The following is a 24,195-nucleotide window of genomic DNA, read 5'->3' as shown; positions in this document are numbered from 1 at the left end:
TCGCCGGCTTCCGCTTCGCTACAACGCGGCTTCGCCAGACTACGAGAACGACGATGGAATTCGAGAAACTGTTGCGCCTGATGGTCGAAAAGGGCGGATCCGATCTGTTCATTACCGCTGGTGTGCCGCCTTCGATGAAGGTCAACGGCAAGATCCTGCCGGTGAACAAGACGCCCATGTCGCCGGAAATGACCCGCGAAACCGTGCATGCCGTGATGAACGAGCAGCAGCGCCGCGAGTTCGCCGAGAACCACGAGTGCAACTTTGCCATCAGCGCGCGCGGCATCGGTCGCTTCCGGGTCAGCGCCTTCTATCAGCGCAACCTCGCCGGGATGGTGCTGCGCCGTATCGAGACCAATATCCCGACGCTCGAAGACCTGAAACTGCCGGACGTGCTGAAAAAGCTGGCGATGACCAAGCGTGGGCTGGTGCTGTTCGTCGGCGCTACCGGCACCGGCAAGTCCACTTCGCTGGCGGCGATGATCGGCTACCGCAACAAGAACTCCAGCGGTCATATCATTTCCATCGAAGACCCCATCGAGTTCATTCACCAGCATCAGAGCTGCATCGTTACTCAGCGCGAGGTCGGTATCGATACCGATTCCTTCGACGTGGCGCTGAAGAACACGCTGCGCCAAGCGCCCGATGTGATCCTCATCGGTGAGGTGCGGACCCGCGAGACCATGGACTATGCGGTCGCGTTCGCCGAAACCGGCCACCTGTGCCTGGCCACGCTACACGCCAACAACGCCAACCAGGCACTGGATCGAATCATCAACTTCTTCCCCGCCGACCGGCAGCAGCAGGTCTGGATGGATCTCTCGCTCAATCTCAAGGCCATCGTCGCCCAGCAACTGATCCCCACGCCCGACGGTAAAGGCCGGCGGGCGGTCATCGAGGTATTGATCAATACGCCGCTGGCGGCTGACCTGATCCGCAAGGGTGAAGTGCACGAACTCAAATCACTGATGAAGCGCTCCACCGACCTCGGCATGCAGACGTTCGATCAGGCGCTCTACAACCTTTACGTGCAGGGCGAGATCACCTACGAAGATGCGCTGCTGCATGCCGACTCGTCCAACGACCTGCGCCTGATGATCAAATTGGGCTCGGAGACCGATGGCGAACATCTGACCTCCGTATCCCAAGGCCTCACTCTGGAAGTCAGCGACGACGACCCGGGTCGCAGCTTCCGCTGATCAGGTCCTTCCTGATTGGCCGATGCGTTTGCCGGGCCGGCTGGCGACCCGTTCGGCCTGACCGTCACGCTGGGCCCCGGCCCTGGCGCGGCTCATCAGCTGTGGAATCAGCGATCCTTCGGGCAGGTTTTTCCAGAAGCGTACCGGCAGATTGCTCTGCATTACTTCCCGGTTGAGCCGCGCCGGGTTGAAGGTACTTTCGTAGTAGGCCTTCCACAGGTGCGCGCCGGGATCCTCGACCGATTGCGCCAGTTGCCGCCAGGCGGGCGGGCAGGGGTTGGCGTAATGCATGGTTTCACCATCCCATAGCACCGCATTGTCCGGGGTTGCGATCAGCCAGGAGTGCAGGCCCATGCGGTCGGCGAAGTGCGGCGCGGCGCTGAGCAAGATGTCGTGGGCCGGTTCGAACCAGGCCACATAGTCCACCACTTCGTCAGCGCCCGCTGGGCTGAAGCGCAGAAAAGCATGCATGTGGTGCGTTTCGCGGCGTACCGCCTTGATCCGTGCGTGCAGTTCACTGCCATCAGCGTCGCCGACCAGCCGGGCCGTCTGATCACCCCTGGCGACCCGCCAGAGAATGCGGTATAGCAGGCTCCATCGGCCGCTAGTTCGAAAGCGCGCCGCGCTCTCCAGTTCGTCGATCAGTTGCCGTGGAATGCGTGTCCGAGACATCGGCTCTGACGGTTCGGGTACATCGGGCTCGTCGAACAAACCACCGCTATCGTCACTGCCGAGCCACTCCACCTGATGAGGGGCGACCTTGCGGCGGAGCAGGTCACGCGCAGCGTCGCGCCAGCCAGCGAAAGTGCCGTCGAAACGTACCTGACGCATCACCACAATCCCATCTGTACGGGACCTTCGCCGAGTTGTTGGCGCAGGACGGCAGATTCCCGCTGGGCCTGGCTCGGTCGATAGTCGAGGGTCACGATGAAGGGTTTGGCCTTTTCCAGCGAGCAGCGAAGGCGCGTCAGGTCCTCGAAGCGAATGCGCTTCTGCCGGCGTAGGGCCACCAGGCGCTGGGCGCTGAGGATGCCGATCCCGGGAATGCGCGCGATCAGCGCCGCTTCGGCGCGATTCAGGTCCACTGGGAAATGCTCACGGTTGGACAGCGCCCAGGCGAGCTTGGGATCGATGTCCAGCGGTAGGTTGCCTGGACCGGCAAGCAGCTCGCCGGCCCGAAAACCGTAACCGCGCATGAGAAAATCGGCTTGGTACAACCGGTGTTCGCGCAGCAGTGGCGGCGCCTCGAAGGGAACGGTCTTGGGGCTGTGCGGAATCGGGCTGAACGCCGAGTAGTACACGCGGCGCAGGCGGAAGTCGCCATACAACGACTGTGCAGTATGCAGAATGGTGCTGTCGTCAGTTGCGTCGGCGCCAACGATCATCTGCGTGCTTTGCCCGGCCGGAGCGAAACGCGGCGAACCTTTCTCCGCCTGGGCTTCGGTCTCTCCTTGATAAATCGAATGCATGGCCTGTTTGATCGTCACCACCTGTTTTTCCGGCGCGAGGCGGAGCAGGCTGGACTCGGTCGGCAGTTCGATATTGACGCTGAGGCGGTCGGCGTAGCGACCGGCCTCGGCGATGAGCAGCGGATCGGCGTCCGGGATGGTCTTCAGATGGATGTAGCCGCGGAACTCATGCTCCTCGCGTAGCAGCTTGGCTACTCGATTGAGCTGTTCCATGGTGTAGTCGGCCGAGCGAATGATGCCGGAGCTGAGAAACAGACCGCTGATGCAGTTGCGACGGTAAAAGTCGAGTGTCAGCGTCACCACTTCTTCCGGGGTGAAACGCGCTCGCGGTACGTCACTGGAACGCCGATTGACGCAGTACTGGCAGTCATACAGGCAGAAGTTAGTCAGCAGCACCTTGAGTAGCGCCACACAGCGGCCGTCCGGCGTGAAGCTGTGGCAGATGCCCATACCGTTCGTGGCACCAAGCCCACTGCGGCCTTTCGAACTGCGCTTTGGCGCGCCGCTGCTGGCACATGACACGTCATATTTGGCAGCGTCGGCAAGGACGCTGAGCTTTTCGATCAGCTGCATGAGGACCATCTGTATACTGTTTGCATATACAGTATCACGGTCGCCTCATCGCGTAACGGCCCGTTCGGCAGACCGTTCACTCGGCCGAGAATCGGATAAGCTCAACGCGCGACTCAATCAGACCAGCGAGGCTCAGATGCGGCAGAACACCCATAGCACCCTGATCGGCTATCTTCTGTGGATATTCGGATTCCTCGGTTCCCACCGCTTCTACTACGGCAAGCCGATTACCGGCACCATCTGGTTTTTCACGCTCGGCTTGTTCTTCGTTGGCTGGATCATCGACCTGTTTCTGATCCCGTCGATGGACCGGGAGGCCGACATGCGCTTTCAGCCTGGCCCGATCGATTACACCGTCGCCTGGATTCTGCTGACCTTCCTCGGCGTGTTCGGCGTGCACCGGATGTATCAGGGCAAATGGATTACCGGCCTGATCTACCTGTGCACCGGCGGGCTGTTCTTCGTGGGCGTGCTTTATGACTTCTGGACGCTGAACAGCCAGGTTTCGATGCGCAACATGGAAAAGCGCTGGTAAAGACGGTTTCGAGGGCGGTCCGACCTTCTGGTCCGGACCGCCTGGGTTTCGAGATCAGGCTTGAAAGGCGACTCTGCCGTCGACGATGGTGTGGCGCACCGCCCCTGGGAGGCAGTGGCCGATGAAAGGGCAATTGCGACCCTTCGAATGCCAGACTTCGCCAGCGAGGGTAGAGCTGCGTGGGTCGAACAGGACCAGATCCGCGGCGTCGCCTACCGCCAGGCGTCCCGCCCGAAGCTGCAGTGCGGCGGCCGGACCGCCGCTGAGGCGCGCGATCAGAGTCGGCAGATCGAGCAGGCCATCTTCGACCAGGGTCAATGCGAGCGGCAGAAGAATTTCCGCACTGCTGATGCCCGGCTCGGTTTCGCCGAACGGTGCCTGCTTGGCATCCGCTTCGTGAGGTTGATGATGACTGGAAATCGCCGAAATGACGCCAGCTTTGACTGCTTCGCGCAGGCCGTCGCGGTCGGCGGCGCTGCGTAGCGGCGGTTGCACATGGTAAAGGCTGGAAAAGCCGTGCAGCGCTTCATCGGTCAGGATCAATTGATACATCGCCACGTCGGCGGTCACCGACAGGCCGCGCGCCTGTGCATCGGCGATCATCTGCGCGCCACGAGCGGTGCTGAGCTGGCTGAAGTGGGCGCGGACACCAGTCTGTTCGACCAGCAGCAGATTGCGCGCCAGGGCGATGGTTTCGGCTGTTTCAGGGATCCCGGCCAGGCCGAGAAAAGCGGCGGAAGGGCCTTCATGGGCAAGACCGCCTTCGGCCAGATCGCTGTCCTGGGAATGCATGATCACGGTGAGGCCGAAGGTCGCTGCATATTCCAGCGCGCGGCTCAGGTTCCGGCTGCTGGCGAAGTTGGTCAGGCCATTGCCGAAAGCGACACAGCCGGCATCGCGTAGCGCCACCAGCTCAGCGAGCTGTTCTCCCGCCAGGTTGCGTGTCAGCGCGCCAATCGGAAAGACCTTGGCATGACCGGACTCGCGGGCGCGGTCGAGGATCAGCTCGGCGACCGCGGCGGTGTCCAGCACCGGTTTGGTGTTCGGTGGACAGCACAGGCTGGTGATGCCGCCGGCCGTGGCAGCCAGTGTCTCGCTGGCGATGTTGCCCTTGCGACTGTAACCCGGCTCGCGCAGGGCAACGGACAGATCGACCAGCCCGGGGGCGGCGACCAGCCCCTGGGCATTGATGCTGTGTGCAGCGTTGAAGCCAGCTGGTGCCTGGCCGATGGCGACGACCAAGCCGTCCTGGCAATAGATATCGGTGATTTCATCGCGCCCGTTGGCGGGGTCGATCAGGCGAGCGCCGAGGATTTCGGTTGGCATCAGTTCTGCTCCTCGGCAGCGTATTCGGTTTCGATCTGGCGCTGGGCGGTCTGGCCGCTCATGGCCATGGAGAGCACCGCCATGCGAACCGCGATGCCGTAGGTCACCTGGTTGAGAATTACTGACTGGTCGCCGTCTGCGACCGCCGATTCGATCTCGACGCCTCGGTTGATCGGGCCTGGATGCATGACGATGGCGTCCCGCTTGGCCAGCGCCATGCGCTGTGTGGTCAGCCCATAGAGACGGTAGAACTCGCCCTCGCTGGGCAGCAGGCCGCCCTGCATGCGCTCGCGCTGCAGGCGCAGCATGATCACTACGTCGACATCGCGCAGGCCTTCGGTCATGTCGTGGAAGACACTGACGCCGTATTGCTCCAGGCCGATCGGCAGTAGCGTTTTCGGGCCTATCACGCGAATGTCCGGACAGCCGAGCGTCTTCAGCGCGAGCATGTTGGAACGGGCTACCCGCGAATGCAGGATGTCGCCGACGATGGCCACCGAGAGCTTCTCGAAGTCACCCTTGTGGCGGCGGATGGTGAGCATGTCGAGCATGCCCTGGGTGGGGTGCGCATGGCGCCCGTCACCGCCATTGATGATTGCGACGTCCGGGCAGACGTGTTCGGCGATGAAATGTGCAGCGCCCGAATCGGCGTGGCGCACGACGAACATGTCGGCCGCCATGGCTTCGAGGTTGCGCAGCGTATCGGTCAGGGTTTCGCCTTTGCTGGTCGACGAGGTGGAAACGTTCAGCGTGATCACGTCCGCCGAGAGGCGCTTGGCCGCCAGTTCGAAAGTGGTGCGGGTGCGCGTGGAGTTCTCGAAGAACACATTGCAGACGGTCTTGCCGCGCAGCAAGGGGACCTTCTTGACTCCTCTGGCACCGACTTCGAGAAAGGAGTCGGCAGTGTCGAGGATTTCGGTAAGCAGCGTGCGAGGCAGGCCATCCAGGGACAGGAAATGGCGCAGCTGACCATTGTCGTTGAGCTGTAGCGGCCGCTTGGCGTCAGTAGGCGTCATCGCGAGGGTCTCAATTGGCGGAGGCGAGGGTCTGGTATTCGAGAGCGAGCGGTGCCGGGCCGAGCAGCTTTACCCTTTGGTCGGAAGGCAACGACAGCGTTGCGCCGACTACGTCCGGCCGGATCGGCAGTTCGCGGGCGTTGAGGTCCAGCAGGCAGACCAGACTGACACTGGCGGGGCGGCCATAGTCGAACAGCTCGTTGAGCGCGGCGCGAACGGTGCGCCCGCTCATCAGTACGTCGTCGATCAATACGAGATGCTGGCCTTCTATTTCGAACGGAAGCGCCGAAGGGCGAACCTGTGGGTGCAGGCCATTCTGGGTGAAATCGTCGCGATAGAACGACACGTCCAGCACGCCGAGGGCTTCCTGCTTGCCGCGCAGGTCCAGCAGCGCTTGGCCTATCCAGACGCCACCGGTGTGGATGCCGATAAAAAGAGGCTCCGATATACCGTGACTGCTCAGGTGTTGATCCAGCGCCGCGGCCATTTCGGGCAGTAGCTGATCGGGGTTCGGCAGGGTCATCGTTTCTCCTTGATAACGCATCAGAGGGTTTGCGCCGTCAGCCAGCCTTCGAGTAAAAGGGCGGCAGCGAGGGCGTCGACCGGGCATTCGCGGTAACCGCCTTGCTGCCCGCCGCGCAGGCGTTCGCCTTTGGCTTCGTAGGTCGTCAGACGCTCGTCGTGGGTGTGCACCGGCAGGTTGAAGCGGCCGTTGAGGCGCCGGGCGAACTTCTCCGCGCGCGCACTCATTTCGCTGGGGCTGCCATCCATGTTCAATGGCAAGCCGACCACCAGAGCGTCCGGTTGCCATTCGCGTAATAACGCTTCGATCTGCGACCAGTCGGGCACGCCGTTCTGCGCCTTGAGCACGCAAAGCTCCCGGGCCTGGCCGGTAATCGCCTGACCGACAGCAACGCCGATCTGCTTGGTGCCGTAATCGAAGCCCAGCAGTAAACGCAGGGCACTCATGCGTGACCGACCTGGCTGCTAAGAAGCCGCAGGTCGACACCCAGCGAGGCGGCTGCAGCCGCAAGGCGCTGGTCGTAGGGAAGGTCAAAAAGAATGTGCGGCTGCGCCGGGCAGCTCAGCCAGGCGTTGTCGACCAGTTCGGCCTCGAGCTGACCCGGTTCCCAGCCGGCATAGCCGAGAGCGATAAAGTGCTGCCTGGGACCGTAGCCGTCGGCGATGGCGAAGAGCACGTCCTGGGATGTGGTCACGCCTAGGTCGCCGAGGCCGAGGGTGGCCTGAAACTGCGCGTCGGCCGGGTGCAGCACGAAGCCTCTGTCGGTCTGCACCGGACCACCGGCGAAAATCGGCAGCTGCTGACTGGCGGGACTGACCGGCTCGTCGGGGCGCAGCTGGTCGAGTATGTCGGCCAGGATCAGTCCGCTCGGACGATTGACGATGAGCCCCATTGCGCCTTCCCGATTGTGTTCCACGAGATAAATCAAGGCGTGGGCGAAATTGGGGTCGGCCATATGGGGCATGGCGATCAGGAAATGATGCTTGAGGTAATTGGGTGAGGTCGCGTTCATGGTTGCTAGCTTAAGCGTTGCGGGCGAGGCCGTGAAGCTGCATGCGCTGGCTTGCCGCGCTGTTGACGCCGGGTGCTGATTCAGCTGATCAACGGCTCGACAATCGGTCGCCGCGCTCGAAGCGCCATGTCCTGATGATCTCGACCTGGTCGAACTTATTCGCCAGCTCTCCCGAGAAAGGTGCAAACGGCGCTGCAAGCCTGACGATGCGCATGGCCGCCTCGTCGAGGACCGCCTGTCCTGAGGATTCGAGCACCCGTAGCTCCTGCACCGCGCCGTTGCGGTCGATGACCACCAGCATGCGAAGGCTGCCATAGATCCGCTGACGACGAGCTTCGTCAGGGTAGTTGAGGTTGCCGATGCGCTCGACCTTCTTGCGCCACTCGTCGCGGTACCAGGCGCTGATATCTCGCATGGTGGCGGCGCTGTTCTGGCGACTGACGCGAGGCCGCTTGGCGTACTGCTCGACTTGCTGCGCAAGCTCCGCCTCGAGGCTGGCGATTTCCGAGCTGAGCTGTGAGCTGTCATAGACAGGCGCCGGCTGCGCCTGGGGCTGTGGCTTGTTTTTCTGCGGTTTTGCCGGCGTCTTGTCTAGCTGCGGCGCACGGGTCGCGACTGCGGTTTTCGGGGCCTCGCTGCGAGTGCTAGGCGGCGGCGAAGAGGCCGGCGTCACCTTGCGCACCTGGGTGTCTTGAAATGGCGCTTGCTCGGTCGTTTTCGGGGACGCCTTGTGCTCCAGCGTGCCGCTACCCTGTTGGTTGTCCTGCGCGAGAAAGTCGGCGTCCTTCGGTTTGTCTTCGCTTTTGAACGTGGACAAGGTGATTTCCAGCGACTTGCTGATCTGCTTCGGTTCCGATAGCGAGAAGCCGAGGCCGAGGATCAAGGCTGCGTGCAGCGCGGCGGCGAGAAATATCGTGAAGCCGAGACGATCCGCCGGGCGGACGCCGGTATGGGCAGGAATAGGTTGGCGTGTAGCGGCGTTCATCGCATCACAGTCGGCTCGAAGTGCGCGCAGTCTGCCCAGCACGGCTGCAAAAGTCTATGAACCAGGCGACAGCTTTGCTGCGTAAGGTGACTCCGATTTTTGTTGCGGCGCAGCCAGATGCCTATAGGTTACGCGTGGAAGGTGGCGGTTGGTTGGTAGGCCAACCGCGCACTGGTCTCAGGCGTTGGAGTGGCGCTGCAGTTTGGCCTCGATGGCATCCATCAGACGTTCGCCGATCCGGGTATCGAACGCGTTGTCGATCTCGCGAATGCAGGTCGGGCTGGTGATGTTGATTTCTGTGAGGAAATCTCCGATCACATCCAGTCCGACGAACAGCAGCCCGCGTTTGCGCAGCTCGGGACCGACAATGGCGGCAATCTCTCTGTCTCGATCAGAAAGCGGCTGTGCAACGCCACGCCCGCCGGCGGCGAGGTTGCCGCGGGTTTCTCCTGCCGCCGGGATGCGTGCCAGGCAGTACGGCACCGGTTCACCGTCGATCATCAGTATTCGCTTGTCGCCATCCTTGATCGCCGGAATGTAACGCTGCGCCATGATTTGCCGGCTGCCGTGCTCGGTCAGCACTTCGAGAATCACCGAAAGGTTCGGGTCGCCTTCGCGGTGACGGAAAATCGAGGCGCCACCCATTTCATCCAGTGGTTTGAGAATGATGTCACGCTGCTCGCGGGCAAACTCCCGCAGAATGTCGGACCGTCGACTGACAAGCGTCGGTGGCGTGCATTGCGGAAACTGGGTAGCAAAGAACTTCTCATTGCAATCGCGCAGGCTTTGCGGTCGGTTCACCACCAGCGTGCCGGCTTGCTCGGCAAGCTCCAGCAGGTAGGTGGCGTATACGTACTCGCTGTTGAACGGCGGGTCCTTGCGCATCAGGATGACGTCGAGTTCGCTAAGTGCGCTGTCGATCTCTTCCTCTGCTTCGTACCAGCGCTGGGGGTCGTTGAAGACCTTGAGCGGCCGCATGCGAGCGCGCGCCTCGCCACCTAGCTGATAAAGGTCGCGCTGCTCCATGTAGCAGATGGTCCAGTCGCGAGCTTGGGCTGCCAGCAGCATGGCCAGCGAGCTGTCCTTTTTGAAGGCGATCTGCGCGATTGGATCCATGATGATCCCGACGCGAACAGTCATGCGATGATCTCCGGCGAGGGGCAGAGCGGAGCTGCCAGGGGCTTGAAATGTCGATGCAGATTGGCGGCGGTTGTGCGTTGGGTCAAGGAAAATCCCGCTGCCTTGGCAGCGGATAGCTTGCATTTGAGGAGTGTGCTAAAAAGGTCCGGCGATTGGGTGCAGCCCATCGATGGCAGGGCCTCTGGCGCACTGACATAACGATAAACTACGACTCACCGAGGCGATGGTAGGGCGAAATGGAACAGCACTCCGAGGGCTTGAAGGTCATGGTGATCGACGATTCGAAAACGATTCGTCGCACCGCCGAAACGCTGCTGAAGAAAGTAGGTTGTGATGTGATCACGGCGGTGGATGGCTTTGATGCGCTCGCCAAGATCGCGGATAGCCACCCGCGCATCATTTTCGTCGATATCATGATGCCGAGGCTTGATGGCTATCAGACCTGTGCGTTGATCAAGAACAACAGTTCTTTCAAATCCACCCCGGTGATCATGCTGTCCTCCAAGGATGGCCTGTTCGACAAGGCCAAGGGGCGGATCGTGGGGTCGGACCAGTACCTCACCAAGCCTTTCAGTAAAGAAGAGTTGCTCGGTGCGATCAAGGCGCATGTGCCTGATTTCGCACCGGTAGAGCAAGTATCCTGAAGTTCGGCCCTGTGTGCCGCTGAAGCCTTTCCCACGGAGAAACCATGGCTCGCGTTCTGATTGTTGATGACTCGCCGACCGAGATGTACAAGCTGACGGCCATGCTGGAGAAGCATGGTCATGTCGTTCTGAAAGCTGAGAACGGAGCCGATGGCGTAGCGCTTGCTCGTCAGGAAAAGCCGGACGCGGTACTGATGGATATCGTCATGCCCGGTCTGAACGGTTTTCAAGCTACTCGCCAACTGACCAAAGATGCTGAAACCAGTCACATTCCAGTGATCATTGTGACCACTAAAGACCAGGAAACCGATAAGGTCTGGGGCAAGCGTCAAGGCGCCAAGGATTACCTGACCAAGCCAGTGGATGAAGCGACACTGCTGAAGACCCTGAGCGCCGTACTAGCCGGATAAACGGCGGTTTCGTAATCAAGGGATGTTGCCAGCATGTCGGATACGCCTACGCCGTTTCAGCGACTTCTGGAAATCGATACCCGTTGCCGAGCGCTGGCGGCAGGACTGCCCTCGCAGCAGGAAGCCATCCAAACCTGGGCAGGTATCGGTTTTCGAATGGGGGGGCGACTGTTTGTTGCTCCGATGGGGGAGGTTGGCGAAATACTCCACGAGCCGCGCTATACGTTGTTACCAGGAGTGAAGACCTGGGTGAAGGGCGTGGCAAACGTCCGCGGCCGGCTGTTGCCCGTCATGGATCTGTGCGGTTATTTCGGCCTGGAGCTGTCTCCGTTACGTAAGCAGCGGCGGGTATTGGTGGTCGATCATCAGGAGGTGTTCGCCGGATTGACGGTCGACGAAGTGTTCGGCATGCAGCACTTCCCGGTGGATGCCTTCTCCGAGCAGTTGCCGCCGGTCGAGGCATCGATCCAGCCCTTTATTCACGGTGTCTTTCAGCGCGAGCAGCCTTGGCTGGTCTTTAGCCCGCACGCGCTTGCCGCGCACCAGACCTTTCTGGACGTGGCGTATTGATTTAGGTGGGGTCGGCTGATGCCGGCCTTTTGGTTCTTGGAAGGAAACGTACGGGTGGTCCAGGCGGGGGCCGGAAAAATGAAAAAAATGAACGCAAATGCTTTGCTGGCAGGGATACGTAGCAATACGCTGATCGCCGGGCTGTTTATCCTTCTCATCGTGTCGATGGTGCTGTTGTTCGTGAACTTTGCGTACATCAATACCCAGGCGGACTATGACAATGAGTACATTGGACACGCAGGTGAGCTGCGAGTTCTATCTCAGCGCATCGCGAAGAACGCGGTAGAAGCGGCTGCGGGTACGCCGGACGCATTCGGCTCGTTGAAAGACGCACGCAACGACTTTAGCGAGCGCTGGACCTACCTCTCCGAAGGAGACGATCGCATAGGGCTGCCAGCGGTTCCGCAATCGCTGCAGGCCGAAGTCGCTGCGGTGCAGCAGGACTGGGACACGCTACGGCAGAACACGGATGCGATCCTCGCCAGCGAGCAGACGGTTCTTTCCCTGCATCAGGTCGCCACGACCCTCGCCGAAACCATTCCGCAACTGCAGGTCGAGTACGAAGAAGTCGTCGATATTCTTTTGGAAAGTGGCGCCCCGGCTGCCCAGGTGTCCGTTGCTCAGCGCCAGTCGCTGCTCGCGGAACGTATTCTGGGCTCGGTGAACAAGGTGCTTTCCGGTGACCAGGACTCGGTGCAGGCCGCTGACATGTTCGGTCGTGATGCGAGCCTGTTTGGGCGCGTGCTCAGCGCGATGCTCGAAGGCAACGAAGCCATGGGCATTTCCCGCGTTGACGATGCCGAGGCGCTGGATCGTCTGGCTGCAATCTCCGAGTTGTTTCAGTTCGTTTCCGGTTCTGTGGATGAGATTCTCGAAACCTCGCCGGAGCTGTTCCAGGTGCGTGAATCGTCGAACAGCATCTTCGAAGTTTCGCAGACTCTGCTCGACAAGACCTCTGCGCTGACCCAAGGTCTTCAAGGTCGTGCCGATGCCCGATACATCAATGCCCTGGCTGGCTATGTTCTGGGTGCGCTGGCCCTGGCCTCGATCCTGCTGATCGGTCTGGTGATGGTTCAAGAAACACGTCGTCGTCTGAGTGAAACGGCCGAAAAGAACGAACGTAACCAAACGGCGATTCTCCGCTTGCTCGACGAAATCGGTGACCTGGCCGATGGTGACTTGACCGTAGCCGCCACGGTTACCGAAGACTTCACCGGTGCCATCGCAGACTCCATCAACTACTCCATCGACCAGTTGCGCGATCTGGTCGAAACGATCAACCAGACTGCCGTTCAAGTGTCAGGCGCGGCCCAGGAGACTCAGGCGACCGCGATGCACCTGGCCGAAGCTTCCGAGCATCAAGCCCAGGAAATTGCTGGGGCTTCCGCGGCGATCAATGAAATGGCGGTTTCGATTGACCAGGTATCGGCCAACGCCGCTGAATCGTCTGCGGTGGCGGAACGCTCCGTAGCCATTGCCAACAAAGGCAACGAGGTCGTTCATAACACCATTACCGGCATGGATAACATCCGTGAGCAGATTCAGGACACGTCCAAGCGGATCAAGCGCCTGGGCGAATCGTCCCAGGAGATCGGTGACATCGTTAGCCTGATTAACGACATTGCCGACCAAACCAACATCCTTGCCTTGAACGCAGCGATTCAGGCATCCATGGCCGGCGATGCGGGTCGAGGCTTCGCTGTGGTTGCGGACGAAGTACAGCGCCTTGCCGAGCGTTCGTCTGCGGCGACCAAGCAGATCGAAGCGCTGGTCAAGACCATTCAGACCGACACCAACGAAGCGGTTATCTCAATGGAACAGACCACTTCCGAAGTGGTACGAGGTGCGCGTCTGGCCCAAGACGCGGGTGTAGCCCTGGAGGAAATCGAGAAGGTATCCAAGAGCCTTGCGGCTCTGATTCAGAACATCTCCAACGCGGCGCGTCAGCAGGCTTCGTCAGCTGGTCACATTTCCAACACCATGAATGTCATTCAGGAAATTACCTCGCAGACCTCTTCGGGTACCACTGCGACCGCGAAGAGCATCGGTAACCTTGCGAAGATGGCCAACGAAATGCGTCATTCGGTATCCGGCTTCACCTTGCCGGAAACGCAGGATCAGGCCTGACTGATAGCACGGCGGCCGGTCACGGCTGCTGTGAAAGTTCATGAGTAAGGGGCAGGATATGCAGCCAAGCGTTGACTGGTCACTGAGACCCTTGGCTGATATGTCATCAGCCGAGTTTCGTGATTGGCAGGCCTTGCTCGAAGAGCGCTCCGGCCTCGTAGTGACCGAACAGCGGAGGACGTTTCTGCAGGCCAACCTGAGCAGCCGCATGCGCGAAGTTGGTGTGGCTGATTATGCCAGCTATTACCAGCAGGTTACCGATGGCCCACGAGGCGCGGTCGAATGGTCCACCTTGATGGACCGCCTGACGGTGCAGGAAACCCGCTTCTTCCGTCATCCGCCTTCGTTTTCGATGCTTGCTGCTTACATACAGCAGCGTCAGGAATCGCGCGATGCTGCGCTGCCCTGGTCGCTGTGGAGCGTGGGGTGTGCAAGCGGTGAAGAAACCTATTCGCTGGCGATCTGTGCTGCCGAGGCGTTAAAGGGCACGGCGGGCGAGGCGCAATACGGGGTGATCGGTACGGATATCAGCCTGAGCGCTCTGGGCCGATCTCGAGATGGCCTTTACAGTCGCCGTCGGCTCGATCAGTTGGATCCCGACCTGCGCGAACGATATTTCCAGGCAATGCCTGATGAGCGATTCCAAGTAATACCCAGCCTGGCTGCGCGCGTGTGCTTTGCCAGACTCAACGTGCTGGAGCTGGCTGATGCGCCAATGTCCGATATGGACGTCATTTTTTGTCAGAACCTGTTGATTTACTTCCGTCGCTGGCGCCGCCGCGAAATCCTCAATCGCCTGGTCGAGCGCCTAGCGCCGGGGGGGTTGTTGGTTATCGGCGCGGGCGAGGTGATTGGCTGGCAGCATCCGGAACTGGTGCCGGTAGCCGATAGTCAGGTTCTGGCCTTTACCCGGAAAAGTTTATGAGCGGAGTCGCTATGGGTGATCGGCACGATTATGTCGCCCTGGAGTGGGTGAAAGGCGAAATTGCCGAAACGCTGAAGCAGGCGCGGCAGGCCTTGGAAGCGTTCGTCGAAAACCCGCAGGACTCGACGCGGATGCGCTTCTGTCTGACCTACGTGCATCAGGTGCATGGCACCCTGCAGATGGTCGAGTTTTATGGTGCTGCACTGCTTGCCGAAGAAATGGAGCAGCTCGCCCGTGCGCTGCTTGACGAGCGCGTCGCCAGTCAAACCGAAGCGCTTGAAGTGCTCATGCAGGCGATTCTGCAAATGCCGGTCTATCTGGATCGCATTCAGAGCGCTCGTCGCGATCTGCCAATGGTCGTACTGCCGCTGCTCAATGATCTGCGTGCCGCGCGCGGTGAGAAACTGCTGTCGGAAACCAGCCTGTTTTCACCCAACATGTCCGCTCGGGCGCCGGCTTTGTCTGAGGAGTTTCTGGCCCAGCGGCAAACCGAAGACCTTCCGGGGCTGCTTCGCAAGCTACGGCAGATGCTGCAGGTCGCGCTGGTCGGTGTCATCCGCAACCAGGATCTGCCCACCAATCTGGGTTATATGGCACGGGTCTTCGCGCGCCTGGAAATGCTCTGCCGAGATGCACCGCTGGGTGCGTTGTGGCAGATCGCATCGGGCGTCGTCGAGGGGCTCGCCAGTGGGGCCGTCGCCAACGGCACCACGGTCCGGAACCTGCTGCGACAGGTTGACAAGGAGCTCAAGCGGCTTGTTGCGCAGGGCGCCGACGGAATCAACCAGCCGGCACCTGACGAACTGACCAAGAATCTGCTCTTTTACATCGCCAAGGCGCCCACAGAGTCGCCACGCATCAAGGCGTTGAAGGCTGAGTACAGCCTGGACGATGCGCTGCCCGACAGTACGCTGGTTGATGAAGAGCGTGCTCAGCTGGCGGGTCCGGATCGCGGCGCGATGCGTTCGGTGGTGGCAGCGTTGTGCGAGGAATTGGTTCGGGTCAAGGACAGCCTGGATCTATTCGTACGCAGTGACCGTGTGGCCCTGGCCGAGCTGGGGGCACTGCAGCCTCCGCTCAAGCAGATCGCCGATACGCTTGCAGTATTGGGGTTCGGTCAGCCACGCCGGATCATTCTCGATCAGATCGGTGTGGTCGAAGCGTTGGCGCAAGGGCAACAGCAGCCCGACGATGCGGCGCTGATGGACGTGGCGGGTGCGTTGCTATATGTCGAGGCGACATTGGCTGGCATGGTTGGCGGAACGTCTGACGAACGAGGAGAAGAGAGCCACCTCCCGACTACCGATGTTGCGCAGATTCACCGCCTGGTTATCCGCGAAGCGCGTACGGGGCTCGAACAGGCCAAGGACGCGATCATCGAATTCATCGCCTCCCAGTGGAATCATCAACATCTGGCGCGCGTACCGGAGCTTCTGACCCAGTCGCGTGGTGGGTTGGCAATGATTCCGCTTGCTCGCGCGGCGGCGTTGCTGGATGCCTGCAATCGCTACATTCAGGAGCAGCTCCTAGCCAGGCAGGCCATCCCCGACTGGCAGAGCCTGGATACTCTGGCCGATGCTATCACCAGCGTTGAGTACTACCTCGAGCGGCTCAGCGAAGACTGCGGCTCGCAGGGCGATCTGATTCTTGATGTTGCCGAAGAAAGTCTGCAGGCCCTGGGCTACCCGCTGCGTGACCAGCCGTCGACGGATGAGCATGATCCGATCGCTCCTGAAGCGGGCCTCGAGCTGTCCGATCCGCTGGACGAAATCGAGGTGTTGCTGCCCGAACCGGCTCCCGAGTTCCTGAATGACGCGCAGCCAGAGCAGCCCGTCGCCGTCCAGTCCGATGACGCTTCGGCTGCTGAGCTGACAACGGTCGATACCGATTTGACTATCGATTGGAGTCCTGAGGGCGGAGACGTCCATGCCGACGAGGTTGCCGAATCTGAAAAGCCAGACTGGCCGAGCGAGACCCTCGATCTAGCGGAATCCGTATTTTCGCAGACCGGCGTCACCGAACCAGACGATCAACTGGTGGAGCCTGACACGCAGCCCATCGATGATTCGCTCGGTGACACTGTGGCATGGAGCGAAGCCGACATGGCCGAACTCGATATGCCAGAGGTGGTGCTGCCGGAGCTGATGGAGCAACCGGTTGTTGCCGAGCCGGCGATGAGCATGGAAGACGTCATGGCGGCACCTGTCGTCTCGATCAACCCCCCAGCACAACATGTTCCTCCTACGCTGCTGCCACCACCTGAAAGCGAGGAGCCGGTCGACGAGGACCTGCTCGAGGTTTTCATTGAGGAAGCGGCCGAGGTCCTCGAAACCATCGGCGAGTATCTGCCACGGTGGTGCGCCGACGCCGGGAACAAGGACGCGCTCGGCGAAGTGCGGCGAGCTTTCCATACGCTCAAGGGCAGCGGCCGCATGGTTCGCGCGCTGATCATCGGCGAACTTGCCTGGTCCGTTGAAAATCTGCTCAACCGTGTTCTCGACCGTAGCATCGATGCGAGCGAACCGGTCAAAAAGCTGGTGACCGATGTGGTCGCGCTGATGCCAGAGCTGGTCGAGGAATTTGCGGCCAAGGCGCAACGTCAGCGTGACGACGTCGATCGTTTGGCTGCCAACGCCCATGCCTTGGCCAAAGGGCAGCCAACCGATCCGGATCCACAAGGTGGCGTTGCACTGGATGAGCCGGTGCAGGAGTCAGTTGTTGAAGATGTCCTTGACCCCCAATTGCTGGAGATCTTCCGCAACGAGGCAGAATCGCATCTCACTACGCTGGTCGATTTTCTTGCCGATTGCGCGCAACGCCTTCCGCAACCGGTGACCGATGCCTTGCAGCGGGCGCTGCACACGCTCAAGGGCAGTGCGCACATGGCCGGAATTCTGCCGGTTGCGGAGATAGCCACTCCGCTAGAGAAAATGGTCAAGGAGTTCAAAGCCAATCTGATACCGCTGGATCTGGCCGAGGCAGAGCTTCTACATGCCGCAGAGCAACTGCTGCGCTGTGGATTAGTCAATCTCGAGCACGACCCGCTGGCACCCATCGAAGGGGCCGATGAGTTCATCGCGCAAGTCCATGCGCTGCATCAGGCTCGGCTAGCGGACGCCAGCGAACGTGGCGATAACGAAGCGGGCGAGCCGCGCGATCCCGGCATGATTGCGCTATTTCTCTCGGAAGGCATGAACATCCTGCTGGACGCTGAAGATCTTCTGCGAAGCTGGCGCGAGCACCCGGCCGAGCGCCAGGAGCTGACCGCGTTGCTGGAAGAACTGACGACGCTCGGGCTCGGCGCGCAAATGGCCGATCTGCCGCAGATCGATGCCCTGTGCCAGGTGCTGCTCAACCTCTATGCGGTTGTGCAGGACGGCCGTCTCGCGGTCAGTGCACGTTTCTTCGATGATGCCGAGCAAGGTCACGAGGCGTTGGTCGGGATGATGGATCAGGTTGCGGCTGGTCTACAGGTGACCGGCCAACCCGAACTGGTGGCCCGTCTCGAAGAGCTCTTGGCCGAGGCGATCGATCCGCACGCATACGAGCTGCCGTCCGACGATACACAACCGGAACCCTCTATTCCGACTGTTGCGATTGATGGGCTCGTCGAGGACCCTATCGCCGAAGCCGAAGCCGAAGCCGAAGCCGAAGCCGAAGCCGAAGCCGAAGCCGAAGCCGAAGCCGAAGCCGAAGCCGAAGCCGAAGCCGAAGCCGAAGCCGAAGCCGAAGCCGAAGCCGAAGCCGAAGCCGAAGCCGAAGCCGAAGCCGAAGCCGAAGCCGAAGCCTGGCCAACCGAATCCCGCTCGGAGCAGGATGAGCTGGATGAGGAAATGGTCGAGATTTTTCTCGACGAAGCCGTCGACCTGCTTGAAAGCGCCGGTGGAGCCCTGGAGCGTTGGCTGGGAGATCCCGCCAACCAACTAGCACTCTCGGCCCTGCTGCGCGACCTGCATACGCTCAAGGGCGGTGCGCGGATGGCCGAAATTCGGCCGATCGGCGATTTGGCGCACGAACTCGAAACCCTTTATGAAGGGCTTTCGGATGGCCGCTATGTGCATACCGACGATCTCGCAAAGCTGCTGTTACGCAGCCACGACCAGCTTGCAGTGCAGTTGGAACAGCTCCAGGCGCACAAGCCAATGGATGCTGCCACGAAGCTCATCGAGCACATCAAGGCCTACCGGCAAGGCGTCACGCCAACATTTGAAAGTGGTGTTTCCAGATCCGATGAAACGCTAGCTATTGACGATGCACAGGAGGTGGAGCCCTTAGCCGATGCGCCTGACTCGTCAGCGCTGGAGGGCCGGCTTGATCAGCCGGTGCTCGCCACGGATATCGACGCGGACCAGGCCGAGGCTGACGCGGCAGCGCCCACCGATGAGGATATCGGCCAAGTCGAAGACGTGCCGGTATCGAACGGCGCTTTGCCCGTCGAGCCGGAAACGCCTGGCGAGGATGATCTGCCGTTCGCGGCAGATGCCGAGGTTGAGGAGCCCGAACCATTCGAGGTGCCGGCACCGGCGCCGATGACGGAACCCGCCAGGGCTGAAACCGACAGTTTCGAGCATCGCGATCCCGAATTGGTCGAAATCTTTCTGGAGGAAGGTTTCGACATCATCGAGCGCGCCAGCGCATCGCTACAGCGCTGGATGGAGGATGTCGGCAATAGTTTTGAAATCGAAGCGCTACAGCGGGATCTGCACACCCTCAAAGGCGGCGCGCGGATGGCGGATATTCGCGAGATCGGCGATCTGGCACATGAGCTTGAGTATCTATATGAGGGGCTGTGCGCTGGTAACTACCGATCGAGTCCGACGCTCTTCACGCTGCTGCAGACTTGTCATGACCGGCTTGCGGCAATGCTCGACGCGGTACGCGCCAACCGCGAGCTGCCGAGTGGGCAGGATCTGATTGCGACCATTCGACGGTTTCGATCGAATCCCGAAGAGCAACTGAGTATGCCCAGTAGCGTTGCCTTGAAGGCGGCCCAAGACGCTGCCCAGGACGCCGCCGAAGCGGAGATTCTGGACATTTTCGTCGAAGAGGCGGATGACTTGCTGGAAGAGATGGACGCCGCACTGGGGCGCTGGGAAGCCACGCGCGACAGCACAGCTCCTCTGGTCGACATGATGCGTGTGCTGCACACGTTGAAAGGGGGCGCGCGGCTGGCGGGGCAAAATCGCCTGGGCGATATGGCGCATGACCTCGAACAGCGCTTAAGCGAAAAGCAGCTGCAGGGCGGTCCTTGGGAGGACAGCCTGTTCCTGGATGTTCAGGGCGGCTATGACGCCTTGCTCAAGGAAGTCGAAGCGATGCGCTCGCGTTTGGTGAGCGAGACTGAAGCCTTTTCCGCCGAGCAGGCGCAGGACATTCGACAGGGCGATCCTCCCGAGTCTTCTGTCATCGTGCTTGAAACACCTATCGTGGCCGCCAGTGTTCAGGCGCCGAGCAGCAATACGCCTGCTAAGGTCCTGCCGTTCATCCGTCGTGCTGAGCAGGCTGCACTGGATGCTGCCTCTCGTCGTGCACCGCAGGAACTGGTGAAAGTGCCAGCCGAGCTCCTGGAAGGGTTGGTCAACCTAGCGGGCGAAACCTCGATTTTCCGGGGGCGGGTCGAGCAGCAGGTCAGCGACGTCGGCTTCACGTTGGGAGAGATGGAAGCCACCATCGAGCGGGTACGTGACCAGTTGCGGCGGTTGGATACCGAAACCCAGGCGCAGATTCTCAGCCGCTATCAGGCTGAAGCAGAACGTGCCGGATACGACGATTTCGATCCGCTGGAAATGGACCGCCATTCGCAGCTCCAACAGCTTTCCCGTGCACTGTTCGAGTCGGCCTCCGACCTGTTGGATCTGAAGGAAACCCTGGCTGCACGTAATCGTGACGCCGAAACCCTGCTGCTACAGCAGGCACGGGTCAACACAGAGCTTCAGGAAGGCCTCATGCGCACGCGCATGGTTCCCTTCGACCGGCTCGTGCCGCGCTTGCGCCGGATCGTTCGCCAGGTGGCGGGAGAGCTGGGCAAGCAGGTCGAGTTCCACGTAGGCAATGCAACGGGGGAGATGGACCGCAGTGTGCTCGAGCGTATCGTCGCCCCGTTGGAACACATGCTTCGCAACGCTGTGGATCACGGTATCGAAGTCGCCGCCAAGCGGGTGGCGGCGGGCAAGCCCGAACACGGGAACATTCGCCTGGATCTGAGCCGCGAAGGCGGGGATATCGTTCTGGCATTGAGCGATGACGGAGCGGGCATCAATCTCGAAGCCGTTCGTCGCAAGGCGATCGAGCGCGGACTGATGCTGGCTGGCAGCGATCTGTCGGATCATGAGGTCCTGCAGTTTATCCTCGAGGCGGGTTTCTCCACTGCCGAGAAGGTGACCCAGATATCCGGTCGCGGTGTCGGCATGGATGTGGTGCATTCTGAGGTCAAGCAGCTCGGCGGCTCCATGAGCATCGAATCGACGCTTGGCAGCGGTACGCGCTTCCTGATCCGCCTGCCGTTTACCGTGTCTGTCAACCGGGCGTTGATGGTTTACTCAGGCGAGGATCTCTACGCGATCCCGCTGAATACCATCGAAGGTATCGTGCGGGTATCGCCTTACGAACTGGAGGCCTATTACCAGCCAGGTGCTTCGCGTTTCGAGTATGCGGGACAGACATACGAACTGCGCTATCTCGGCGAACTGCTCAACAACGGCCAACGGCCCAAGCTGGTAGGTCAGAGCTTGCCGTTACCGGTGATCCTGGTGCGCTCGAACGAGCACAGTGTGGCGGTACAGGTCGATAGTCTCGCCGGTTCCCGCGAGATCGTGGTGAAGAGCTTGGGTCCGCAGTTTGCCACGGTGCCGGGGATTTCTGGTGCGACCATCCTGGGTGACGGTCGCGTGGTGGTGATTCTCGACCTCCTCGCGACCATTCGTGTATTGCATGCGCATCTACTCACGCAGCAGCAGCCGTTGCGTTTGCTCGGCGAAGACGAGCCGGTTGAGATAGAGGTCGATCGGCCGACCCTGGTCATGGTGGTGGACGACTCGGTCACCGTGCGCAAGGTCACCAGCCGCCTACTCGAGCGTAACGGCATGAATGTATTGACGGCCAAGGACGGTGTCGACGCGATCACCCAACTGCAGGAACGCAAGCCGGACATCATGCTGCTGGACATCGAAATGCCGCGCATGGATGGTTTCGAAGTGGCGACCCTGGTGCGTCATGATGACCATCTGAAGGATCTGCCGATCATCATGATCACCTCGCGAACTGGCGAGAAGCACAGGGATCGAGCAATGGCCATCGGTGTGAATCAGTACCTCGGCAAACCGTATCAGGAATCGCTGCTGCTCGAGACCATTCAGCAGTTGGTCAAGCGCCATGACTGAGGTCGCTGCGGCCCGCATCGGCGTGATCGCCGATACCTCATTGCAACGTCATGTGCTGCAGCAGGCGTTGAGCGCCAATGGCTACAAAGTGGTGCTCAACAGCGATCCAGCGCGGTTACAGGAAGCGGACCTGATGGCGGTCGACGCCGATCTATGGCTTGTTGATCTGGCCCAGACGGAAGATTCGCCATTGGTCAATGCGCTGCTCGAACGAGACAGTTGCCCGGTATTGTTCGGCGAGGGACACGCGCCGGAACGTCATTCCGAACACTATCCGCGCTGGGAGCGGCGCTTGTTTGGCAAGCTGAAGCGATTGGTCGGCGATCCATCCCGGGTCGTGGGTCCATGTCTGGAAGTGCTGCGCGGGCAGGCGGAACGCCCCGCGCGCCTGGAGCTGCCCGGTGCGCTGGCAAATGCCGATTCATGCGCCGGTGAACCGGCGCGCGAGGTCTGGTTGCTGGCGGCTTCGCTGGGCGGCCCGGAGGCGGTGAAGGCCTTTCTCGACGCATTGCCGAGTGGGTTGCCGCTTGGTTTTGTCTACGCTCAGCACATCGAAGCCAGCTTCGAGTCAGCATTGTCCCAGGTAGTGGGGCGACACAGCCAATGGAACGTCAATCAGAGCCGGGAAAATGACTCCATTCGCTGCGGTGAAGTCGTGGTGGCACCTATCAGCCAGGAAATGAGCTTCGGCAAGGACGGCGCCATGTTGTTCCACGAACGTGGCTGGCCCGAGCCCTACAGTCCTTCCATCGATCAGATGATGCTTAATCTGGCGCAGCAGTTCGGCAGCCGCTGTGGGGTCATTGCCTTCAGCGGTATGGGCAGCGATGGCAACGCTGCGGCCGCCTATGTGTTGCGTCAGGGCGGCAGAGTCTGGACCCAGCGTGCCGACTCTTGCGTTTGTTCGAGCATGCCGGACAGCCTACGCGAAGGCGGCTATAGCTCCTTCAGCGGCGATCCACGCGAACTGGCCCAAGCCCTGGTCAATCATTTTGCGCAACAGGCCAACCAGCCCGTTGCGGTTTTGCAACTGGATAAACCATGAGTCAATCCGTTAGTACCCAGGACACTTCCGCCAGCATCACTGGGCTGCTGGTGCCATTGGCCGACCGTACGCTGCTGCTGCCCAACGTAGCCGTCGCCGAGCTGATTCCTTACCGCGCCCCCCAATCCGCGCAGGGCACTCCGTCCTGGTTTCTCGGTCAGGTTTCCTGGCGGGACCTGAACTTGCCGCTGCTGTCATTCGAGGCGGCCTCCGATGGCCAGCCCGAAGTGGGTGCCCAGGCACGAGTTGCGGTGCTCAATGCCGTCGGAGGGCGCGATCATGTGAAATTCATCGCCTTGCTGGTGCAGGGCATTCCTCGCTCGGTGAAGGTTGATTCGAGCCTGGCGCGTTCAGACGTGGCGCTGGCGCCCCTGGAGCTGGACGCGGTCAACCTGGGCGACGTGCAGGCGCGAATTCCGGACTTGGTCGCGCTGGAGCAAAAGCTGGCGGATGCCGGCCTGATCTGACGGGCCCGCACGGGGACCGTTGATCAAGCGATCGTTGGTAAATGGCTATCGATGCGAGCACTCTCAGACGTCAGTCTGGAAGTCGCCCCATAGCTGCTGCGCAACGCTCAATGCCACCACCGGCGCGGTCTCAGTGCGTAACACTCGCGGCCCAAAGCGGGCCGGTTGAAACCCGGCACTACGGGCCTGTTCGATCTCGGCATCATTCAGCCCTCCTTCGGGGCCGATCAGAAATGCCAGCGTAGCGGGACGCTGATGGGTCGTCAGCGGTTCGGCCAGCGGATGCAAAACCAGCTTCAGATCCGCCTCCACGGCAAGCCACTCCTGCAGTGACATCGGCGGGTGGATGGCCGGGATAACCGAGCGGCCGCACTGTTCGCAGGCGCTAATGGCGATCTGACGCCAATGGGCCAGGCGTTTGTCGGCCCTTTCGTCTTTCAGGCGAACTTCGCAGCGCTCGCTGACGATCGGCGTGATCTCCGTGGCACCGAGCTCCGTCGCCTTCTGAATGGCCCAGTCCATTCGTTCGCCGCGCGACAGACCTTGGCCGAGATGAATCTTTAACGCCGATTCGGACAGGCCAGCCAATTGCTCGCGCAGTTCGACCTTCACATGCTTCTTGCCTACCTCGACCAGTTCGCCCCGGTATTCCTGACCGCTGCCATCGAACAGCTGCACCACCGCGCCGGTTGATAGCCGCAAGACCCGGCTGATGTAATGCGCTGAGGCTTCTGGCAGATCCTGCGTGCCAAGCGAGAGTGGTGCGTCGATGAAAAAGCGGGATATGCGCATCGGGAAAGCTACGGTCGGAAGTCGAGGCGGCAGTTTATAGCGTTCGCCGCGGGCTCAG

The 24,195-nt window shown here is 61.0% G+C and carries 20 protein-coding genes; 10 read left to right on the top strand and 10 right to left on the bottom strand.

Annotated elements, in window-relative coordinates; genetic code table 11:
• The first annotated feature begins 53 nt into the window (after positions 1–53).
• A complete protein-coding gene (locus tag UF78_RS20195; RefSeq protein ID WP_045164002.1) occupies positions 54–1,199 on the top strand; it encodes a PilT/PilU family type 4a pilus ATPase in 1,146 nt (381 codons plus the stop codon).
• Here the strand turns inward: UF78_RS20195 and UF78_RS20190 are convergent, their stop codons facing one another.
• Together UF78_RS20190 and UF78_RS20185 are read right to left on the bottom strand one after the other, a co-directional pair.
• Positions 1,200–2,030, bottom strand: coding sequence for a TIGR03915 family putative DNA repair protein (locus tag UF78_RS20190; RefSeq protein ID WP_045164001.1), 831 nt, complete (start codon positions 2,028–2,030; stop codon positions 1,200–1,202).
• Positions 2,030–3,241, bottom strand: coding sequence for a putative DNA modification/repair radical SAM protein (locus UF78_RS20185; RefSeq protein ID WP_045164000.1), 1,212 nt, complete (start codon positions 3,239–3,241; stop codon positions 2,030–2,032). The genes UF78_RS20190 and UF78_RS20185 overlap by 1 nt, the downstream gene beginning before the upstream one ends.
• Before the next feature lie 136 nt (positions 3,242–3,377).
• Between UF78_RS20185 and UF78_RS20180 the strand changes: the two genes are divergently transcribed.
• Complete coding sequence (locus tag UF78_RS20180; protein WP_045163999.1) at positions 3,378–3,776, top strand: NINE protein; 399 nt, start codon at positions 3,378–3,380, stop codon at positions 3,774–3,776.
• Positions 3,777–3,830: 54 nt separating this feature from the next.
• Here UF78_RS20180 and UF78_RS20175 read toward each other — a convergent pair whose 3' ends face one another.
• From UF78_RS20175 to gshB, 7 genes are all read right to left on the bottom strand, one after another.
• Positions 3,831–5,102, bottom strand: a complete 1,272-nt coding sequence (locus UF78_RS20175; RefSeq protein WP_045163998.1) for a dihydroorotase — start codon at positions 5,100–5,102, stop codon at positions 3,831–3,833.
• The gene (locus UF78_RS20170; protein ID WP_045163997.1) at positions 5,102–6,118 is read right to left on the bottom strand and encodes an aspartate carbamoyltransferase catalytic subunit; all 1,017 of its coding nucleotides are present in this window, start codon (positions 6,116–6,118) and stop codon (positions 5,102–5,104) included. Before UF78_RS20170 ends, UF78_RS20175 begins: the two co-directional genes overlap by 1 nt.
• A gap of 10 nt (positions 6,119–6,128) precedes the next feature.
• The gene (gene pyrR / locus UF78_RS20165) at positions 6,129–6,641 is read right to left on the bottom strand and encodes a bifunctional pyr operon transcriptional regulator/uracil phosphoribosyltransferase PyrR (RefSeq protein WP_045163996.1); all 513 of its coding nucleotides are present in this window, start codon (positions 6,639–6,641) and stop codon (positions 6,129–6,131) included.
• Positions 6,642–6,661: 20 nt separating this feature from the next.
• Positions 6,662–7,087 carry a Holliday junction resolvase RuvX gene (gene ruvX, locus UF78_RS20160; protein ID WP_045163995.1) on the bottom strand — a complete coding sequence of 142 codons (426 nt, stop codon included), beginning with the start codon at positions 7,085–7,087 and terminating at the stop codon, positions 6,662–6,664.
• The gene (locus UF78_RS20155) at positions 7,084–7,653 is read right to left on the bottom strand and encodes a YqgE/AlgH family protein (protein WP_045163994.1); all 570 of its coding nucleotides are present in this window, start codon (positions 7,651–7,653) and stop codon (positions 7,084–7,086) included. Before UF78_RS20155 ends, ruvX begins: the two co-directional genes overlap by 4 nt.
• Before the next feature lie 88 nt (positions 7,654–7,741).
• Complete coding sequence (locus tag UF78_RS20150; protein WP_045163993.1) at positions 7,742–8,638, bottom strand: energy transducer TonB; 897 nt, start codon at positions 8,636–8,638, stop codon at positions 7,742–7,744.
• 177 nt (positions 8,639–8,815) lie between these two features.
• Positions 8,816–9,778, bottom strand: a complete 963-nt coding sequence (gshB, locus tag UF78_RS20145) for a glutathione synthase (RefSeq protein ID WP_045163992.1) — start codon at positions 9,776–9,778, stop codon at positions 8,816–8,818.
• A gap of 236 nt (positions 9,779–10,014) precedes the next feature.
• On the opposite strand from gshB, the gene pilG reads away from it, so the two are divergent.
• From pilG to UF78_RS20105, 8 genes are all read left to right on the top strand, one after another.
• Positions 10,015–10,422, top strand: a complete 408-nt coding sequence (pilG, locus tag UF78_RS20140; protein WP_019339789.1) for a twitching motility response regulator PilG — start codon at positions 10,015–10,017, stop codon at positions 10,420–10,422.
• A gap of 44 nt (positions 10,423–10,466) precedes the next feature.
• Complete coding sequence (pilH, locus tag UF78_RS20135; RefSeq protein WP_045163991.1) at positions 10,467–10,832, top strand: twitching motility response regulator PilH; 366 nt, start codon at positions 10,467–10,469, stop codon at positions 10,830–10,832.
• A 33-nt stretch (positions 10,833–10,865) separates the two neighbouring features.
• Positions 10,866–11,402, top strand: a complete 537-nt coding sequence (locus tag UF78_RS20130; protein ID WP_045163990.1) for a chemotaxis protein CheW — start codon at positions 10,866–10,868, stop codon at positions 11,400–11,402.
• Between the two features lie 78 nt (positions 11,403–11,480).
• Entirely contained in the window at positions 11,481–13,529 is a 2,049-nt protein-coding gene (locus UF78_RS20125) for a methyl-accepting chemotaxis protein (protein WP_045163989.1), read from the top strand.
• Between the two features lie 58 nt (positions 13,530–13,587).
• Positions 13,588–14,454, top strand: coding sequence for a CheR family methyltransferase (locus UF78_RS20120; protein ID WP_045163988.1), 867 nt, complete (start codon positions 13,588–13,590; stop codon positions 14,452–14,454).
• 11 nt (positions 14,455–14,465) lie between these two features.
• Positions 14,466–21,833 carry an Hpt domain-containing protein gene (locus tag UF78_RS20115; RefSeq protein ID WP_045163987.1) on the top strand — a complete coding sequence of 2,456 codons (7,368 nt, stop codon included), beginning with the start codon at positions 14,466–14,468 and terminating at the stop codon, positions 21,831–21,833.
• Complete coding sequence (locus tag UF78_RS20110) at positions 21,826–22,878, top strand: chemotaxis protein CheB (protein WP_045163986.1); 1,053 nt, start codon at positions 21,826–21,828, stop codon at positions 22,876–22,878. Before UF78_RS20115 ends, UF78_RS20110 begins: the two co-directional genes overlap by 8 nt.
• Positions 22,875–23,345: a chemotaxis protein CheW gene (locus UF78_RS20105; RefSeq protein ID WP_045163985.1), complete on the top strand. Its 471-nt coding sequence runs from the start codon at positions 22,875–22,877 to the stop codon at positions 23,343–23,345. The genes UF78_RS20110 and UF78_RS20105 overlap by 4 nt, the downstream gene beginning before the upstream one ends.
• Before the next feature lie 63 nt (positions 23,346–23,408).
• On the opposite strand, the gene UF78_RS20100 is transcribed toward UF78_RS20105, so the two are convergent.
• Complete coding sequence (locus UF78_RS20100; RefSeq protein WP_045163984.1) at positions 23,409–24,137, bottom strand: 16S rRNA (uracil(1498)-N(3))-methyltransferase; 729 nt, start codon at positions 24,135–24,137, stop codon at positions 23,409–23,411.
• Positions 24,138–24,195: the final 58 nt, after the last annotated feature.

It is taken from the genome of Stutzerimonas stutzeri (assembly GCF_000952685.1).
GTDB classification, from domain to species: Bacteria; Pseudomonadota; Gammaproteobacteria; order Pseudomonadales; family Pseudomonadaceae; genus Stutzerimonas; species Stutzerimonas stutzeri_E.
This window is presented reverse-complemented; position numbering and strand designations above follow the sequence as displayed.

Bases quoted from the DNA above. Each gene is read 5' to 3' on its own strand.
- UF78_RS20195 (WP_045164002.1), top strand. From the start codon at position 54: ATGGAATTCGAGAAACTGTTGCGCCTGATGGTCGAAAAGGGCGGATCC.
- UF78_RS20190 (WP_045164001.1), bottom strand. From the start codon at position 2,030: ATGCGTCAGGTACGTTTCGACGGCACTTTCGCTGGCTGGCGCGACGCT.
- UF78_RS20185 (WP_045164000.1), bottom strand. From the start codon at position 3,241: ATGCAGCTGATCGAAAAGCTCAGCGTCCTTGCCGACGCTGCCAAATAT.
- UF78_RS20180 (WP_045163999.1), top strand. From the start codon at position 3,378: ATGCGGCAGAACACCCATAGCACCCTGATCGGCTATCTTCTGTGGATA.
- UF78_RS20175 (WP_045163998.1), bottom strand. From the start codon at position 5,102: ATGCCAACCGAAATCCTCGGCGCTCGCCTGATCGACCCCGCCAACGGG.
- UF78_RS20170 (WP_045163997.1), bottom strand. From the start codon at position 6,118: ATGACGCCTACTGACGCCAAGCGGCCGCTACAGCTCAACGACAATGGT.
- pyrR (WP_045163996.1), bottom strand. From the start codon at position 6,641: ATGACCCTGCCGAACCCCGATCAGCTACTGCCCGAAATGGCCGCGGCG.
- ruvX (WP_045163995.1), bottom strand. From the start codon at position 7,087: ATGAGTGCCCTGCGTTTACTGCTGGGCTTCGATTACGGCACCAAGCAG.
- UF78_RS20155 (WP_045163994.1), bottom strand. From the start codon at position 7,653: ATGAACGCGACCTCACCCAATTACCTCAAGCATCATTTCCTGATCGCC.
- UF78_RS20150 (WP_045163993.1), bottom strand. From the start codon at position 8,638: ATGAACGCCGCTACACGCCAACCTATTCCTGCCCATACCGGCGTCCGC.
- gshB (WP_045163992.1), bottom strand. From the start codon at position 9,778: ATGACTGTTCGCGTCGGGATCATCATGGATCCAATCGCGCAGATCGCC.
- pilG (WP_019339789.1), top strand. From the start codon at position 10,015: ATGGAACAGCACTCCGAGGGCTTGAAGGTCATGGTGATCGACGATTCG.
- pilH (WP_045163991.1), top strand. From the start codon at position 10,467: ATGGCTCGCGTTCTGATTGTTGATGACTCGCCGACCGAGATGTACAAG.
- UF78_RS20130 (WP_045163990.1), top strand. From the start codon at position 10,866: ATGTCGGATACGCCTACGCCGTTTCAGCGACTTCTGGAAATCGATACC.
- UF78_RS20125 (WP_045163989.1), top strand. From the start codon at position 11,481: ATGAAAAAAATGAACGCAAATGCTTTGCTGGCAGGGATACGTAGCAAT.
- UF78_RS20120 (WP_045163988.1), top strand. From the start codon at position 13,588: ATGCAGCCAAGCGTTGACTGGTCACTGAGACCCTTGGCTGATATGTCA.
- UF78_RS20115 (WP_045163987.1), top strand. From the start codon at position 14,466: ATGGGTGATCGGCACGATTATGTCGCCCTGGAGTGGGTGAAAGGCGAA.
- UF78_RS20110 (WP_045163986.1), top strand. From the start codon at position 21,826: ATGACTGAGGTCGCTGCGGCCCGCATCGGCGTGATCGCCGATACCTCA.
- UF78_RS20105 (WP_045163985.1), top strand. From the start codon at position 22,875: ATGAGTCAATCCGTTAGTACCCAGGACACTTCCGCCAGCATCACTGGG.
- UF78_RS20100 (WP_045163984.1), bottom strand. From the start codon at position 24,137: ATGCGCATATCCCGCTTTTTCATCGACGCACCACTCTCGCTTGGCACG.